Source organism: Pedococcus sp. P2_E4 (assembly GCF_056403935.1).
Genome location: NZ_JBFUEO010000001.1, coordinates 1 through 15,661, shown reverse-complemented (window position 1 = coordinate 15,661; position 15,661 = coordinate 1). Strand labels below are relative to the sequence as shown.

14 protein-coding genes are annotated in these 15,661 nt (G+C 70.8%); 2 read left to right on the top strand and 12 right to left on the bottom strand.

The features are described from left to right. Positions 1 to 14: 14 nt before the first annotated feature. Complete coding sequence (locus tag AC1DV7_RS00070; protein WP_477593329.1) at positions 15 to 806, bottom strand: amino acid ABC transporter substrate-binding protein; 792 nt, start codon at positions 804 to 806, stop codon at positions 15 to 17. Positions 807 to 942: 136 nt separating this feature from the next. Further along, complete coding sequence (locus AC1DV7_RS00065; protein WP_477593327.1) at positions 943 to 1,623, bottom strand: HAD-IA family hydrolase; 681 nt, start codon at positions 1,621 to 1,623, stop codon at positions 943 to 945. Positions 1,624 to 1,751: 128 nt separating this feature from the next. Here AC1DV7_RS00065 and AC1DV7_RS00060 point away from each other — a divergent pair, with 128 nt between their 5' ends. Beyond that, positions 1,752 to 3,302, top strand: coding sequence for a metallophosphoesterase family protein (locus AC1DV7_RS00060; protein ID WP_477593325.1), 1,551 nt, complete (start codon positions 1,752 to 1,754; stop codon positions 3,300 to 3,302). Positions 3,303 to 3,335: 33 nt separating this feature from the next. On the opposite strand, the gene AC1DV7_RS00055 is transcribed toward AC1DV7_RS00060, so the two are convergent. From AC1DV7_RS00055 to AC1DV7_RS00040, 4 genes are all read right to left on the bottom strand, one after another. Next, on the bottom strand, positions 3,336 to 4,277 hold the full coding sequence (locus tag AC1DV7_RS00055; RefSeq protein ID WP_477593323.1) for a sucrase ferredoxin: 942 nt from the start codon (positions 4,275 to 4,277) through the stop codon (positions 3,336 to 3,338). Next, positions 4,274 to 5,515 carry a cupin domain-containing protein gene (locus tag AC1DV7_RS00050; protein WP_477593321.1) on the bottom strand — a complete coding sequence of 414 codons (1,242 nt, stop codon included), beginning with the start codon at positions 5,513 to 5,515 and terminating at the stop codon, positions 4,274 to 4,276. Before AC1DV7_RS00050 ends, AC1DV7_RS00055 begins: the two co-directional genes overlap by 4 nt. 26 nt (positions 5,516 to 5,541) lie before the next feature. Continuing rightward, positions 5,542 to 5,865, bottom strand: coding sequence for a hypothetical protein (locus tag AC1DV7_RS00045; RefSeq protein WP_477593319.1), 324 nt, complete (start codon positions 5,863 to 5,865; stop codon positions 5,542 to 5,544). A 139-nt stretch (positions 5,866 to 6,004) separates the two neighbouring features. Continuing rightward, a complete protein-coding gene (locus AC1DV7_RS00040) occupies positions 6,005 to 6,400 on the bottom strand; it encodes a YkvA family protein (protein WP_477593318.1) in 396 nt (131 codons plus the stop codon). Between the two features lie 136 nt (positions 6,401 to 6,536). On the opposite strand from AC1DV7_RS00040, the gene AC1DV7_RS00035 reads away from it, so the two are divergent. Continuing rightward, complete coding sequence (locus tag AC1DV7_RS00035) at positions 6,537 to 7,589, top strand: SGNH/GDSL hydrolase family protein (RefSeq protein WP_477593316.1); 1,053 nt, start codon at positions 6,537 to 6,539, stop codon at positions 7,587 to 7,589. Positions 7,590 to 7,683: 94 nt separating this feature from the next. Here the strand turns inward: AC1DV7_RS00035 and AC1DV7_RS00030 are convergent, their stop codons facing one another. The 6 genes from AC1DV7_RS00030 to AC1DV7_RS00005 all read right to left on the bottom strand — a co-directional run. After that, positions 7,684 to 8,961 (bottom strand): sugar ABC transporter permease, encoded by a 1,278-nt coding sequence (locus AC1DV7_RS00030; protein WP_477593314.1) that lies wholly within the window; start codon positions 8,959 to 8,961, stop codon positions 7,684 to 7,686. Further along, complete coding sequence (locus AC1DV7_RS00025; RefSeq protein WP_477593312.1) at positions 8,958 to 9,785, bottom strand: ATP-binding cassette domain-containing protein; 828 nt, start codon at positions 9,783 to 9,785, stop codon at positions 8,958 to 8,960. The genes AC1DV7_RS00030 and AC1DV7_RS00025 overlap by 4 nt, the downstream gene beginning before the upstream one ends. A 91-nt stretch (positions 9,786 to 9,876) precedes the next feature. After that, entirely contained in the window at positions 9,877 to 10,971 is a 1,095-nt protein-coding gene (locus tag AC1DV7_RS00020; protein WP_477593310.1) for a substrate-binding domain-containing protein, read from the bottom strand. A gap of 89 nt (positions 10,972 to 11,060) precedes the next feature. Beyond that, positions 11,061 to 12,257: an ROK family transcriptional regulator gene (locus tag AC1DV7_RS00015; RefSeq protein WP_477593308.1), complete on the bottom strand. Its 1,197-nt coding sequence runs from the start codon at positions 12,255 to 12,257 to the stop codon at positions 11,061 to 11,063. A gap of 25 nt (positions 12,258 to 12,282) precedes the next feature. Next, the gene (locus tag AC1DV7_RS00010) at positions 12,283 to 14,136 is read right to left on the bottom strand and encodes a glycoside hydrolase family 3 protein (protein ID WP_477593306.1); all 1,854 of its coding nucleotides are present in this window, start codon (positions 14,134 to 14,136) and stop codon (positions 12,283 to 12,285) included. Next, positions 14,133 to 15,661 (bottom strand): glucoamylase family protein (locus AC1DV7_RS00005; RefSeq protein ID WP_477593304.1); only part of this gene is annotated, 1,529 nt, incomplete at its 5' end. The genes AC1DV7_RS00005 and AC1DV7_RS00010, both read right to left, overlap by 4 nt.

Genomic DNA, 15,661 nt, shown 5'->3' with positions numbered 1-15,661 from the left:
CGTTCACCGCCGGACTACTGCTTCACCGAGACGTCGGTGCTGAAGTACTTCTCCGAGATCTTCTTCAGCGTGCCGTCCTTCTGGAGGTCGGCGAGCGCAGCGTTGATGGCGGCCACGAGGTCGGAGTCCTTGCGCGTCGCGACGACCTGCTCGGAGGTCTCACCCGTCTTGGCGGCGATCTTGATCGAGGTGTCGCCGGTGGACTTCTGGTACTCCAGGACGGCGAGGTTGTCGTTGACGGTCGCGTCGACCCGCTTCTGCTTCACCAGCGTGACGGCCTGCGTGAAGCCCTCCACGCCCTCGACGTCCGCACCGGCGTCCTTGGCGACCTTTGCCCAGTTCGAGGTGAGGCTCTGGGCGGTCTTCTTGCCCTTGAGGTCCGCCAGGCCCGTGATCGACGAGTCGTCGGCCCGGGTCGCGATGACCCCCTCGGAGATCGTGTAGGTCGAGCTGAGCCCGTACAGGGCCTCGCGCTCGCTGTTGCGCGTCACCTGGTTGGCGATGACGTCGAACCGCTTCGAGGTCAGGCCGGCAAAGATGGCGTCCCAAGGCGTCTCGACGAACTCCGCCTTCACACCGAGCTTGGCCGCGACCGCCTTGGCCACCTCGACGTCGTAGCCCGTGAGCTGGTTGTTCGCGGGGTCGTGGTAGCTGAACGGCGAGTACGTGCCCTCGGTGCCGATCTTCAGGACTCCGGCGTCCTTGACGCGGGCGAGATCGGTGTCAGCGGAGGAGGAACCACCGCAGGCTGCCAGCGCGGTGGTGGCGGCGAGCAGGAGTGCGAGCAGTGACAAGCGGGTGCGCATGGAGTCGTCCTTGGTGAGGCTGGCATGGGAGCTGCCCCCACGTCGACGAAGGGGCAGTGTCCGACTATAACCTCACCTTTGGGGTGCGATAACACCGAGGTATGCGGAGGGTAAAGCGGGCGCGTGCCCCTCCAGGTCAGCGGGCCTCGACTCGCACCCGGCCGGACTCGACCCTGAACCGCACGGACCCGAGGTCGTCGACCACGGCGTCGGCGATCAGGTCGGCCACCGGGGTCGTCGTGGACACCGCGAGCGTCGCGCACCCGGCGGCGCGGGCTGCCTCGAGCCCTCCCGGGGCGTCCTCGACGACCAGGCAGTCGCGCGGGTCGACGCCCAGGCGCCTCGCCGCGAGGAGGAACGGGTCGGGGTGCGGCTTGCCCTGCGCCACGTCGCTCGCGGTCACGACGACGGTCGGGGCCGGCAGTCCGGTGGCCGCGATCCGGGCCGCCGCGAGGGGCGTCGTGCACGACGTGGCGATCGCCGCCAGGTCGCGGCCGTCCGGGCCGGCCGACCGCAGCGCCGTCAGCGCGTCGAGCGTGCCCGGCAGGATGGTGATGCCGTCGGTGTCGGCCACCTCGATCGCCTCGATGCGCTCGACTGCGGCATCGACCCGCTCGGGCGGCAGGACCGCCGCGGCCACGCCCCGGGCAGGCACTCCGTGGAACCCGACCAGCCGTCGCGGGTCGACCTCCTCCTCCTGCGCCCAGCGCAGCCAGCTGCGGATCACCACCGGGATCGAGTCGATGAGCGTTCCGTCCATGTCGAAGAGGACCGCCCCGAAGGTGCGGTCCTCCAACGTCCCCAAGGCACCCGGCATACGCCTCACCCTAGGTCTCCTCGAGATTGGGGGTGCAGGGGTGACCCCTGCGTCACCCTTGCACCCCCGAAGCCGCTTACGGTGGGAGGGTGACGACCGGTCCGGATCGCCCACGCCGCAGGGGTCGCGTGTCCCGGTGGCTGGTTCGCGTCGCACTGCTCGCCGCACTCTTCGTCGCCTGCAACGCCGGCGGTGTCGCGGCCACCACGCTGTTCCCCAGCGAGGCCGACACCACGAACTACGGCGCGAGCCTGCGCCTGTCGCTGGACCCGAACGACATCTCGGCGATCCAGAGCCCCACGATCTTCGGAGACATCCGCCTCGACTTCGCCGGCCCCCTCCCGGCTCCGGGCGTGGTCACCCAGGTGCACGTCAAGGAGCGCATCACAGACCTGCTCGCGCAGCCGAACATCTCGGTGAGCTCGTTGCAGCCCACTCCGCTCGAGCTCGAGCGGGCGGCGCGCGGCGCCGCGATCGCGCTGGGGTGGCGGTTTGCGGTCGGCTCCCTCGTGGTCGCACTCGCCGTCCTGTCCGGGTATGCCGCGTGGCGACACGGCCGTCCGCGACCCTGGCTCGCCAGCGCGGTCGCCGGCGTGTGGGTCGCCTCGTGCGTCGCGACGTTCGGCGTGGTCGGGCTGACCTACCAGCCCGAGCGGCTCGAGAAGTTCGCGACAACCGGCGTCCTCGGGACGGTGCAACGGAACTCGGACCTGCTGGAAGATGTCGAGACCAGGGCCCAGCAGACTGCGCCCTACCTGAAGAACTTGCTGGCGCTGTCCTCGGCGTTGCAGGACAAGTACGCCCCGCAGGCCCTCAACGCTCCGGTGGCCGCGCGGTTCCTGCTCGTGTCGGACATCCATGGCGGCAACCAGTACGCGTTGATGAAGACGATCGTCGAGCAGGAGCAGGTCGATGCGGTGATCGACTCGGGCGACCTGGTCAACTTCGGCAGCACGACGGAGGCCGACGCGGCGGACATCTTCCGCGGTATCGAGTCGCTGGGAGTCCCGTACCTGTTCGTGAAGGGCAACCACGACGGCCGTTCCGACGTCGACCGGGAGCTGCTGGACCGACTGGCCAAGGTCCCCAATGTCGTTCTGCTGCAACCAGATCCGCAGACCTACGCTGTGCAGTCGATCGGCGGTGTGCGAGTCGCCGGGTTCGACGACCCGCGCTGGTTCGGCGACGACAACCGCAACAACGCAGCCAAGCAGCGACCCGCCACGGACGCCTTCAATGCGGCGATGGCCGACACCACTGTCCCGGACATGGTGGTGTCGCACGAGCCGGCGGCGGTCGAGGGCGTGGAGCGGGCCGGCGTCAAGGTCAACGGGCACCTGCACAAGGCCGAGCTCGAGGGCAACCGGATCGGGGTGGGGACGTTCACCGGCGGCGGGCCGTTCAGCCACTTCCTCACGGCCGAGGAGGGACAGGAGCTCACGGGACAGCCGTCGGCGTTCGACATCGCGGCTTTCGGCGAGGACTGCCGCATCGCGTCGCTCACCCGCTACCAGTTCCGCAACGTCATCGAGGGTCGCCCGGCCTACGACGACGTGACGCTCATCAACGGGTCGCGCATCGAGGAGACCGTGCCCGCCCCGCCATCCGGGGACACCACCCGCAGCTGTGGACGTGGTGTCGAGCCCACGACCGAACGCATCCCGGCCACCCCGCGCTGACCCCGCAGCTCCTGCCGGTGACGGGATGACGGCTCAGTGTCGGGGGCCGACGTCATCGAGCGTGGCGACCCACGCGAAGGCGGTGGTGTCGCCTTCGGCGCGGCAGGTGAGTCGCGCGGACGGCTGACGGGTACGGGTCACCGAGACCTGCGAGCGGGCTGGCACCACGCCGGTCCCGAGGACCTCGACCTGCCAGGAGGTGGTGTCGCGGTGCACGACCTCGCCCGAGCGGACCTCGGTGACGGCCGCAGGCCCGTGTTCGGCCAGGACGGCTGCGAGCGCGGCCTGGACGGCGGGCGGGTGTGCGGAGAACCCGCGCAGGTGGTCAGTGTCGACCTGGCCGCGCAGGTGTCCCTCGATCACGCCGACGGCGGTCTCCTCGTCCAGCCCGCCGTAGACCGTCCCGTCGGGGACGACGAGCACGTTCGCGGCGAACCGGTCGCCCCCGATGTGGGTGCACTCCCACGTGTGGTCGGGCCAGCGGTCGGCGAGCGCGAGGGCGACAGGTCGGCCGCGCACGGCACAGCACACGTCGTGACGGCCGTGCGTGCACACCAGGAAGAGCGGGAGGGGCGGCGCCATCGTGGGTGCGTCGGCGGACCCGCTCGGCTCGACCGGTTCCGCGGGTCCGTCGACGAGCGCCCTCAGTGGACCGGCCAGGTCGTCGCCGGGACGCCACGTCCCCCACTGCTGCCGGCCGCCGATGTCGACCACCGCCCACTGCCGCTCGCCGTCGCGGCCAGCACCCTCTCCTCGCACGGCGGGTCGCCTGACGAGCACCACGCGTCCGCCCACCTCGAGAGCCGCGCGGTGCAGGCGGTCGGCGACCGACGCGTGGATCCCGGCGCTGTCGAGTGCCGCGGGAGCCCAGCCGCCCGGGTGCTCCAGGAGGAGCCACCGCGTGGCCGGAGCCGCGGTCCCCACCAGCGGGTCACCGCGACGCCGCGCGGACGTCGAGCAGCGAGGCGTCGTCATGAAGGGACGACGACGCCGGTGACCAGCAGGCTGCGAGCGAGCTCGAGGCCCAGCTCGTCCGCGTCCGCCGAGCCGGTCGTGAGGAGCTGCTCGACCGCCGCGAGATCGGCCCGGTCGACGGGGAGCGCCCCCACGCGGCTGCGCAGGACGGTGCGACCGCCGGCCGCCGACACCAGACTGGCTGCGACGTGGGCCCGCAGCAGCAGCCGGGTGCCCGGCTCGAGGGCAGCCGCCGCCTCTGCCTGGGCCAGGGGCGCGAGGGGAGCGGGGCGTTGGGCCGCTCTGGCGGGGCCGGCCAGCCCGGCGACGAGGTCGCTCGCGTCGACCTGCGCGAGCGCCTCCAGCAGGGCGGTCCGGACGGCCTCGACGTCGTCCGTCGCCGGACCCGCGCCCACCAGGTCGGTGCCGAGGGGGAGGGCGGAGCGCAGCTCCCGTGAGCTGCTCGCCCGGTCGACCGCCGCGCGGACCAGCTCGTCGGCGAGGTGCCGGCGCGTCCAGGTGTGGACCCCGATCGTGAGGTGGATGCTCGTGCCGCCCAGAGCTGTCGCGGCGTGGAGGTAGCCGCGCGGCAGGTAGAGGCAGTCGCCCGGCGCGAAGGTCTCCTCCATCAGTGGCGGCTCCTGCGCGGCCTGCTCGACCGCGGTCCGGCGATCGGTCCAGGGCTCGTCGCGCAATGGCAGCTCGAGTACCGGTGGCCGGATCCGCCACCGCTTCTCCCCCGCCACCTGGAGGACGAACACGTCGTGGACGTCGTAGTGGTCGCTGAACCCGGTGCTGCCCGGCGGGGTGACGTAGGCGTTGACCTGCACGGGGTGACCGAGCTCGGCGGCGAGCTGCTGGGAGAAGTCGACGATCGGGCGCCACGTCCGGTGCAGCCCCTGCAGCACCAGGGTCGCCCCGTCGGTGAAGTGGTGCAGGACCGCGTCGTCACTGGCCTGGTCGCCGATGGAGGCACCGATCCCCCCACCACGCGTGAAGCTGCGCGCCTCGAGGGTCGCGCCATCACGCGCCATACGCAGGAACGGGGTCCGCAGGCCGCGACTGGACACCAGCTCGTCGACGGCCCCCGCGGAGAACAGGTCGTCGAATGACCCGCGGAGGTCCCGGGCGCGGCTGAGGAGGGGTTCCCGCGACCAGTACCGCGCCGCGAACTCAGCCGGCGGCACGGCGACCAGGCGCGACTGCGCCGGGTGCCCACCACTGGGGGCGGGCACCCGGTGCGGTGACGTTGCGGTCACGTGGGGGACCTGGTGGTCACCGACCTTCAGCTGCCTGCTGCGCCGTCGGCACCACCGTCGCGGCCGCTCGGGTCGGCCCCGCCGTCCGCCGGTCCGTCGCCTGCGTCACCGTCGGCGCCACCGTCAGCTCCACCGTCGTGGCCGCTCGGGTCCGCGCCGCCGTCGGCCGAGCCCCCACTGGCACCGCCGTCGGCACCGCCATCCGCGCCACCGTCGGAGCCACTGCCAGCCCCGCCGTCGGCGCCGCCGTCACCGCCTTCGGCGCTGGCCGGCATACCCGCGGCACCGCCGTCAGCGGGGCCGATGCCGCCCTCGTCGTCGCTTGCTTCGTTCAGGGGGGTTTCGGTCATGACTGGTTCTCCCTGTCGTCGAGCGACGCCGTGTCACGCCGCTCCCCCCTTCCTATGCCACCCGGTCGCCGACCGCCACTCAGAACTGGGGCGTTTGCGCAGGTCAGGCCGCCTCTCGCGGCGGCCGCGGAGGATGGCCTCAGATCCCGGTGACCGTCCGCAGCGCCGCGAAGCCGTCATCCGTGCCGCGCCAGTGCCGACGCACCTCGTCGACGCCGACCGTGCGCACGACCGACCGCAGCACCCAGACGGCCACGATGACGTCGTCGGCATAGCCGATCACCGGCAGGAAGTCCGGGACCAGGTCGATGGGGAAGGCGAGATAGACGAGCAGCCCACCGAGCCGCCAGCGGACGCCTCTCGGCTGCGACGAGTCGGCAGCGAGGTCGCGCAGCAGGCGCAGCAGGTCGGGCAGCAGGCGCATGGACTCCCGGAGCGATCCCCTGGACGGCCGCAGGGCCAGCAGCGTGACGACGAGGGCCAGCCACGCCGCGAGCAGACCCACCAGCAGACCCAGGACCACCTCGCGCCACATGGGGCCATCCTCGCAGTACCCCGGCTCGAGGTGACCGAAGGTAAGAACTTGGCATGCATTCGGTTCCGCATCGCGTCGGCCGATGGTCACGCCCCTACTGTGCGACCACCGTTCCTTCGGACTGCAGGAGTGATCAATGGCGACAACCCGCACGTTCGGTGCAGTGGCGACCCTCGCGGTCGCGGGTGCACTCACCCTCACGGCAGCACCCGCACTGGCCGCGAACTCGTATGTCGCACTAGGCGACTCGTACTCGTCCGGCACCGGCACGAGGACCTATATCAACGACGGCACCTCCTGCCAGCGGTCGGTGTACGCCTATCCGTCACTCATCGCGGCGAGCAAGGGACTGACCCTCAACTTCCGAGCCTGCTCGGGCGCCAAGGTCGCCGACGTGACCAGCACGCAGCTCTCTGCCCTCAGCGCCTCGACGACCCACGTGACCATCTCCGTCGGCGGCAACGACGCAGGGTTCGCCGACGTGCTGACCGAGTGCGCGCAGCCCGGCTGGATGAGTGACTGCAACGGGGCCATCGACACGGCACAGGGACTCATCAACAACACCATCCCGGGCCGCCTGTCCACGCTCTACGCGTCGATCAAGACCAAGGCCCCGAACGCCAAGGTGGTCGTCGTGGGCTACCCGCGCATCTTCCAGGGCGAGGACTGCAACGCCTTCACGTGGTTCTCCCCGGCCGAGGAGACCAGGCTCAACCAGACGGCCGACCTGCTCAACTCCAAGACGTCGGCGCAGGCCGCGGCCAAGGGCTTCACGTTCGCCAACCCGACGAGCCGGTTCGTCGGCCACGCCGTCTGCGACGACGTCGAATGGCTCAACGGCCTCTCGAACCCGGTCGGCGAGAGCTACCACCCCAACGTCGCCGGGCACCGCGACGGCTACACGCCCACCGTCAGCACCCCGCTGACCGGCAGTGCGGTCACCGTCAGCAAGGCCACTCTCACCGCGGCAGCCGCCAACCGGGACGCCATGGCTCGCCAGCAGCGCACGTATGCCGCGGCCGACTCCTCGATCAGCCCCGAGCGCGTCCTCGCGCCCGACCTGACCAGCGCCAGGGCGAAGGCCGCTGCGGCGCGGGCCGGTGTCGACCTCGGCTCGCGGGCCAGCATCGACGCCGCCGACCGCCTCTGGTCCCAGCGCCAGGCCGCGGAGCACGCCGCCACCCACTGAGGTCCCGGCCAGGCACAAAGGGCGGGGTATGCAGGGTGGTGACCACCCGGCATACCCCGCCCTTTCGTGCGGAGAGCCCTCTGTGCGGTGAGTCTCAGGCGCGGCCGTGGGCAGCGCGGCTGCGGCGGCTCAGGGAGTCGACGATGACGGCCAGGAGGAGAACGCCACCGGTGATCATGTAGCGCTCCGGCGACCCGAGGTTGACCAGGCTGAGCCCGTTGGAGATCGACTGGAGCACGAGGATGCCGAGGAGCGCCGAGTACGCCGAGCCGCGACCACCGAACAGCGACGTGCCGCCGATGACGGCGGACGCGATCGCGTTGAGGTTGATGTCGACGCCACCGCTGCTCTGGTTGGCCGACGCGAGCCGGCCGGCGGCCAGCAGTCCCCCGAGCGCGGCGAGCATCGAGCAGAGCACGAAGACCGTGACGTAGACGCGGCGCACGTTGATGCCGGCGCGGCGGGCAGCCTCGACGTTGCCCCCGATCGCCATGACCGAGCGGCCCCAGCGGGTGCGCCTGATGACGAAGTCGAAGACGACGACGAGGGTGACGAACAACAGGAACATGTACGAGACACCCCGGTCCCGGTTGAGCACGTAGACCGGGATGCCGAGCAGCAGCGCCAGTGCGGCCGCCCGGACCACCAGCGTGACCACGGGGATCGTCGAGAGCCCCGCCGCGCTGCGGCGCTGGTTGGTGCGCAGCCTCGTCGCTGCATAGACGCCCACGACGACCGCGACCAGGGTGTAGGCGAGGGCGTCGGAGATGAAGCTGGCCTGCGCGAACTTCACCAGTCCGGAGTCGAACGGGATGTTGATCGAGCCCTCGTCACCGAGGACCTTGAGCTGCAGCCCGAGGAAGCCGAGCAATCCCGCCAGGGTGATGACGAAGGACGGCACGCCGAACCTCGTGTAGAGCAACCCGTAGACCGCACCCGCCGCGGCGCCGGCGGCCAGTGACGCGAGGATCGCCAGCGGCAGCGACCAGCCGTGGCTGACGAAGGCGACGGCGAGGATCGAGGCGGACAGGCCCGAGACCGACCCGACCGACAGGTCGATCTCGCCGAGCAGGAGCACCAGGACGATGCCGAGGGCGATGGTGCCGGTGGCCGCGCTCTGCTGGGTGAGGTTGACCAGGTTGCGGCTGGAGAGGAAGGCGTCGTTCTGTGACTGGAACACGCCCCAGATCACGACGAGGCCGACGACGACCGGCAGCGAGCCGAGGTCGCCACTGCGCAGTCGCGACAGGAAGGCGCGGACGAAGCCACCAACTCCCTGGCTGGCGATGAGGCGCTCGTCCTGCAGGTCGGCCGGGAGGGCGGCGGTCGCGTCGGCGGGCTGCACCTCCGGGGTGGGGGCGGGGGCGCTCATGACTGCTCCTCCTGGGCGTCCGTGGCGGGGCTGTCGACGCTGGAGCGTCGGGCCGCGCGCTGGGAGACGGCGTTGGTCGTCGCGCCCGTGATGGCCGCGATGATCTCCTGGCTGGTGGTCTGGCTGACGGTGAAGACACCGTTGTTGCGGCCGAGCCGCAGGACGCTGACCCGGTCGGCGACGGCCATGACGTCGGACATGTTGTGGCTGATGAGGATGACGCCGAGGCCGTTCTCGCGCAGGCGTTCGACGAGGTTGAGCACCTCGGCGGTCTGGGCCACGCCGAGAGCCGCCGTGGGCTCGTCGAGCATCACGACCTTGGGTTGGCCCAGCAGCGAGCGGGCGATCGCGACGGTCTGCCGCTGGCCACCGGAGAGGCTGGCGACGGGGATCCGCACGGAGGGGATCTTGGCACTCAGCTGGCGCAGCAGTCGCCACGACTCGTGCTCCATCGTCACCTCGTCGAGCGCGCGCCCGAGGTAGAGCTCGCGACCGAGGAACAGGTTGGCGACGACGTCGAGGTTGTCGCACAGCGCGAGGTCCTGGAACACCGTCGCGATGCCCAGGTGCTGCGCCTCGGCGGGGCTGGACACCGAGGCGGCCTTGCCGTCGAAGTGCATCTCGCCCTCGTCGGGCGTGTAGACGCCGGCGATGGTCTTGACGAGGGTGGACTTGCCGGCGCCGTTGTCGCCCACGAGCGCCACGACCTCCCCGGCATGGACGTCGAAGTCGATGTCCTTGAGGGCCTGCACCGCGCCGAAGCGCTTGGAGACTCCGGCCAGCGAGAGCACCGACGTCGTCGGCGGCGAGAGGGTGGCGGTCATCGTTGTCCTTTGGTGGGTCGGGTGCCGGGTGCACCCGTGGCCGGGAGGGCTGCCGCGCGGCGGCCCTCCCGGACTCGGGTAGTGGGGTCCGTCAGCTCAAGCCTGCCGCCGTGCACGCCGCGGCGAAAGCCCCGGAGCAGAGGTCGGTGATCTTGTAGACGTTGTCCTTGACGATGGTGTCCTTGATCGTGTCCTTGGTGACGGCGATCGGGTCGAGGATCGTGGAGGCGACCCCGTCGGTCGTGGTGGTCGACGCGGGCTTCTGCTTGTTGGCCAGCGCGATGGCCGCCTTGGCGGCTGCCTCGGCCTCCGGCGGAATCGGCTTGTAGATGGTCATGGCCTGGTCACCGGAGAGGATGCGCTGGATGGCGGCGATCTCGGAGTCCTGACCCGTCACGGGCGGAAGCGGCTTCACACCGCCGGCCTTCAGCGCCGCGATGGCGCCGCCGCCGGTGCCGTCGTTGGCGGCGTAGACGCCGACGAGGTTGCCCTTGACCGCCGAGATCTGGCCCTCCATCCAGGCCTGGGCCTTGTCAGGGCTCCAGTCCGGGGTGTCGTACTCGGCCGCGATCTTGAAGCCGCTGGAGTCGAGGACGCTATGCGCGCCCTTCTTGAAGCTGCCGGCGTTCGGGTCGGTGGGCGAGCCGTTGATCATGACCAGGTCGCCCGAGGTCTTGCCGCCCTTCTTGATGATGTCGACGAGGGTCTGCGCCTGGAGCTTGCCGACGGTCTCGTTGTCGAACGACACGTAGTAGTCGGCCCCGGCGATGAAGCGGTCGTACGCCACGACCGGGACGCCCTGGCCCTTGGCACTGGCGACGACCGAGGCAGCGGCCTTGCCGTCGACCGGGTCGAGCACGAGGACGTTCGCGCCCTGCGTCAGCGCGGCCTCGGCCTGCTGCTGCTGCTTGGCGGGGTCCTGGTCGGCGTTGCTGTAGATGATCGTGCAGTCCGCACAGTCCTTCTTGACGGCGGCCTCGAACAGCGGCCGGTCGAAGGTCTCGTAGCGGGTGGTCTTGGACTCGGGCAGGAGCAGGGCGATCTTCTTGCCGCCGCCCCCACCGCCGCCGGAGCTGCTCGAGCTGGAACCGCTGCCCGAGTCGGAGTCGCCGCAGGCGGCGAGGGAGGCGATGCCGAGGCCAGCCACGAGAGCGGCCCCGGCGAGACGAGTTGAACGGGTGCGCATAGCTGAACTCCCTTGGTCAGCCGCAGCCACGGTGGTGCGGCGGTGTTCCGAGTTAAGTACCGAACCACCCTTGGCGTCAAGAGTTGAATTCAAGAAATGGACGCGAGTGCGGGGGCCACCCCGGCGTTGGCCGGCAGCAGCGCCGCGGCGCAGACGAGCGCACCGACCACGTCGGCGTCCAGGTCGAGCAGGCTCTCGCGCACCTCGACGGAGGCGGCCGCGCTCGGGATCGCACAGCGCTCGAGCGAGGCGCGCATCGGGACCGCGATGATGTCGCCCACCTTGGCCAGCTGCCCGCCGAGCACGATGACCTCGGGGTTCAGCAGGTTGACCAGACCCGCCACGGCCACACCGAGGTGACGTCCGGCGTCCTCGAGGACCCTGCGGCACCCGGCGTCGCCGTCCATCGCCCGCTGGATGACGTCGCGCAGGCTCAGGGGGCCGTGGGACGACGCCAGGGCGTCGAGCAGCCCGCGTGCCCCGATGTAGGTCTCGAGGCAGCCCCGGTTGCCGCACCGGCACACCGGGCCGTTCTCGTCGATCGTCAGGTGGCCGATCTCGCCAGCCGTGCCGGCAGCACCCCGGAACAGCTCGCCGTCGAGGATCAGGCCGGCACCCACCCCATAGGACAGCTTGATGTAGACACCGTGCTGGACTCCTTGCAGCACACCGCATCTGAGCTCACCCAGCGCCGCCAGGTTGGACGTGTTGTCGACGGCGACCCGGGCCTTGAGGCGGCCCTGCATCTCCTCGGCCACGGCCACCCCGCGCCAGCCCGGCAGGATGCTCTCGCTGCCGACCTCGCCCGAGAGGCTGTCGACGGGAGCCGGGATGCCCACCCCGACGGCCTTGACGTCGGACATCGTCTTGCCGGACTTCTCGACAAGGTCGAGCAGCAGGTGCGAGGCCCGGTCCATGCCCTCGTCGGCGGCGTGGTCCGCAGGCAGCGGCATGCGCTGCCGGCCGATGATGTCGCGCGGACCCGTGCCCAGCGCGACACGGACGTCCCGGTCGCCGAAGGCGATGCCCGCGATGAGCGTGCTGCCCGTCGCCAGCGACACCAGGGTGGCTCGCCGGCCGTTCCGGATGCTCGGCTCGAGGTCGACGGCGCCGGCCGAGTCGAGCTCCTTGACCATGTTCGAGACGGTCGCCGGGCTGAGCCCCGTGAACCCCGCGATCTCGACCTGGGTCATGGCCCCCTGGTCCCGCAAGGCGTCGAGCACGCGGAGGCGGTTGGCTTCACGCAGGGATGCCTGCGAGCCGGGAGCCGCCTGGGATGGATTCACGGCCTAAACATAAGGGCTGTCTCGGTCAAACGGTAGGGATGAGTTCAAGGCCGTGCCCGAACGCAAACAGCGGGTCGTCGAACCCGGGCACGTCCTCGCCGTGACGGCGGACGTCCTCCATCGACCGCGGCAGGTCGAACGGCAGCCGACCGCGCGGGGCGATGCGGCCGGTCAGGGCGTCCGCGAGCGCCTCGTCGTTCGTGCCGTAGCTGCCGACCAGGGCACTCGCGAACGGCAGCAACGGGGTCAGGACGGCAGGCCTGTCCAGCACGACGTCGACGACGAGGGGGCAGTGCGCCGCGATCCGCGCCAGCCGCGACACGAGGCCCGGCGGGAACTCGAGGGAGCCCTGGTGGAACCACGACTCGAGGAACAGGTCGGACCGGGGGTCGAACGGCGCCAGCAGCCGGACCACCGCGTGGTCCGCGTCCTCAGGTCGCTCGACCACCTCGCCGAGCGACGCCGCGGCCTCGGGCGACATGTTCTCGACGTAGACGCGCCGACCCGGCTCCAGCGGCAGGGCTGGTGCGAGGTCGGCCGAGCCGTTCTGGAGGATCGTCACGGAGGCTGCCTGCGCGGCATACCCGGCGTCACGGAAGTCCTGGCGACCCACGGTCTGCGCCGCCTCCTCCTCGTCGACGTAGGGGTTGTCGAACAGACCCAGGCGGAATTTCACGGCGAGCAACCGGCGGGCGGACTCGTCGACGCGCGCCTCGCTGACCCGGCCGGCGGCGACGAGGTCGAGCAACAGCTCGACGCACTCCTCGCCCCCGAACTGGTCGGCCCCCGCGTCGATGATCTTCTGCATCCGCGCAGGCGGGTCGAGGTGCTCGACGCCCCACGCCCGTGCAGGCAGCACCTGGTCGCCCACGTGGTTGTCGTTGACGAGCTCCCAGTCGGTCACGACCACGCCGTCGTAGCCGAGCTCCTCGCGCAGCAGGCCGGTCACGATCTGGCGGTTGTAGCCGAACCCGACCTCCTCGATCGGCTCGCCGTCGACCTCGAGCGCGATGGGCATGCCGTAGTAGGGCATGATCGCCGCGGTCCCGGCCTCGATGATCGGCGGGAACGGCTTGAGGTGGTCCGCGAAGCGGCCACCGGGGTAGACCTGCTCCCGGCCGTACGGGAAGTGGGCGTCCTCGCCGTCCTTCTGCGGTCCGCCGCCGGGGAAGTGCTTGCTGGTGCAGGCCACGCTCGTCGGCCCGAGCGTCTCGCCCTGGAAGCCCTTGAGGTAGGCCACCCCGAGCTCGGTCACGAGGTCGGGGTCCTGCCCGAAGGTGCCCGACTGCCGGGCCCAGCGCGGCTCGGTCGCGAGGTCGAGCGTCGGGTGCAGGGCAGCCCGGATGCCGACGGCGCAGTACTCCTGGCGCGCGATGTCGCCGAACTGGCGCACCAGCGCGGCATCCCGCAGGGCCGCGAGGCCCAGGGCCTCGGGCCACTGCGAGAACGCCTTGGCGGCGAAGGACGCTCCCGCGTTCTCGATGAAGGCGTGCCGCGGGTCCGTGGAGATCGTGACCGGTATGCCGTGCGGTGACTGCTCGGCGATGGCCTGGAGGGCGTTGTGCCACCGGGCCGCGATGCGGGCGTCGTCGAGCGCGTGCACGTTGAAGTGCGTCAGGTGCTTGCGCAGGACGACGTCCGATGTCGGCGACTTGCTGATGGCGCCGGCCGCCTCCTTGACGGTGCCGTCGACCCCGGCCTCGATGACCGTCTGGAACATCAGCCCGGCCTTCTCGGGCAACGACATCCGCGTCAGCAGGTCCTCGACCCTCTCCTCGACGGACAACCGCGAGTCCTCGAAGGGGTCGAGCTGGCCGTTGCCGTTGAGGTCGCGGTACCGGTGGCCGTCCGGGGCAGTGGCGAAGGTGGGGATGCTCACGCCAGTCCTGCCCCGAACTCCTCCGCACCGATCACTGGTCGCAGGGCCCGCTCGACCTCGCGGGTGCTGAAGGCGCGACGGATCACGTTGTCGGACAACACGTTACCGATCGCGCCCATGACCATGGCCTGGTCGAGCGAGAGGTAGCGCTCGGCGATCTTGCCGGACTTCACCGCGACCGCGTCGTAGAAGCCGCCCTTGCCGTAGGCCTTGAGCTCGTCCTGGATCTTGGCGAGGTTCTGGTACGCCTGCTGGGGCTCGTGCATCATCGCCAGGAACGCCGCGTGCGGGGTGACGACGCCGTCGCGGTAGGCGGGGTTCGGGTTCTGCCCCGGCCGGCACTCGCCGAAGCCGGCGTCGTAGTTGGTGCCTGCGAACGTAGGGTCTGAGGTGTCGATGTCCGAGAGGTAGCCCGTCGGGTTCAGGCCGAGCTGGTCGACGCCGAACTCGCGGTACCCACCATTGGGGTTGCTCGAGGGCGAGAAGCCCCAGTAGCCGTAGCCGGCCTCGATGAGGCCGTGCTCGCGCTGGGCGCGGACGTGCAGCGGGTGGTTGAGCCCCCAGCTGCGCGGCGCCCAGCTGGACTCCGGCACGAACATGTCGGGCATGAGCTCCTCGAACATGCTGCCGCCCCAGCCCGGGACGATGTGCATACCGCGGTAGGTGTAGGCGCCCTCGAAGACCGGGATCCCGAGGTACTCCTTCTGCTCGCCCACGGGCTGCATCTCGTGCCACGACCAGTCACAGGACGCGGGGAAGGTGCGCCACATCGCGAAGTACTGCTTGGCCGGGATCTGTCCGGTGATGATGCCGAGGTAGCTCGTGATCCGCGTCTCCGACACCGTGGTGTCGTAGTGGTGCGTGGTCAGCCAGACCGGGTCGCCACCGATGTGGGTGCCCTGGTAGACCCCGCCGGGACGGTTGTGGTCGAACGGGAAGAAGCCACCGTGGATGAGGCCACCGGGTCGCACGGGATGGGCCGGGTCGTCACCGGGGTTGTAGAAGGCGTCCCAGCGCATGCGGCCGAACAGCTTGCCTGCCAGGACAGCGGCGGCACGGTCCGAGGCCATGACGACCCGCAGGGCTGCGCCCAGCCAGCCGTTGTCGACGCTGGAGCAGAACGGGAAGACCTTGTCGCCGTTGTCCGGCCAGATGACGACCGGCTTGCCGGTCGCCTCGTCGTACCAGTTGTAGTACATGCCACTGGGGGTGTGGTGCTCCATGCGGGAGAGCGTCTGCAGGGTCTGCAGCAGCCGCTTGGTGCACTCGCCGCGGTTGATGATCCCCAGCTCGCGGGCGACGATCGCCGACCACAGGTAGCCACCGATGTTGGTCGGCGAGGTGTAGCCCGAGCGGGCACCCGCCGAGAGCGACCCGGGGATGTTGTCGGCGGGCAGACCGGTCTTCTCGTCCGTCATGGCGACGAGGCTGCGCCACGTGTCAGTGGCCCACGTCCGCACGCGGGCGGGCTCGAGTGCATCCGGGCCCGCGGAGAGGTATGCCGGCGCGGCGGGCGCCGCGGGGA

What these genes read in the sequence shown, in the direction of transcription:
- AC1DV7_RS00070 (WP_477593329.1), bottom strand. Translation starts at nt 806, where the DNA reads ATGCGCACCCGCTTGTCACTGCTCGCACTCCTGCTCGCCGCCACCACC.
- AC1DV7_RS00065 (WP_477593327.1), bottom strand. Translation starts at nt 1,623, where the DNA reads ATGCCGGGTGCCTTGGGGACGTTGGAGGACCGCACCTTCGGGGCGGTC.
- AC1DV7_RS00055 (WP_477593323.1), bottom strand. Translation starts at nt 4,277, where the DNA reads ATGACGACGCCTCGCTGCTCGACGTCCGCGCGGCGTCGCGGTGACCCG.
- AC1DV7_RS00045 (WP_477593319.1), bottom strand. Translation starts at nt 5,865, where the DNA reads ATGACCGAAACCCCCCTGAACGAAGCAAGCGACGACGAGGGCGGCATC.
- AC1DV7_RS00040 (WP_477593318.1), bottom strand. Translation starts at nt 6,400, where the DNA reads ATGTGGCGCGAGGTGGTCCTGGGTCTGCTGGTGGGTCTGCTCGCGGCG.
- AC1DV7_RS00035 (WP_477593316.1), top strand. Translation starts at nt 6,537, where the DNA reads ATGGCGACAACCCGCACGTTCGGTGCAGTGGCGACCCTCGCGGTCGCG.
- AC1DV7_RS00030 (WP_477593314.1), bottom strand. Translation starts at nt 8,961, where the DNA reads ATGAGCGCCCCCGCCCCCACCCCGGAGGTGCAGCCCGCCGACGCGACC.
- AC1DV7_RS00025 (WP_477593312.1), bottom strand. Translation starts at nt 9,785, where the DNA reads ATGACCGCCACCCTCTCGCCGCCGACGACGTCGGTGCTCTCGCTGGCC.
- AC1DV7_RS00020 (WP_477593310.1), bottom strand. Translation starts at nt 10,971, where the DNA reads ATGCGCACCCGTTCAACTCGTCTCGCCGGGGCCGCTCTCGTGGCTGGC.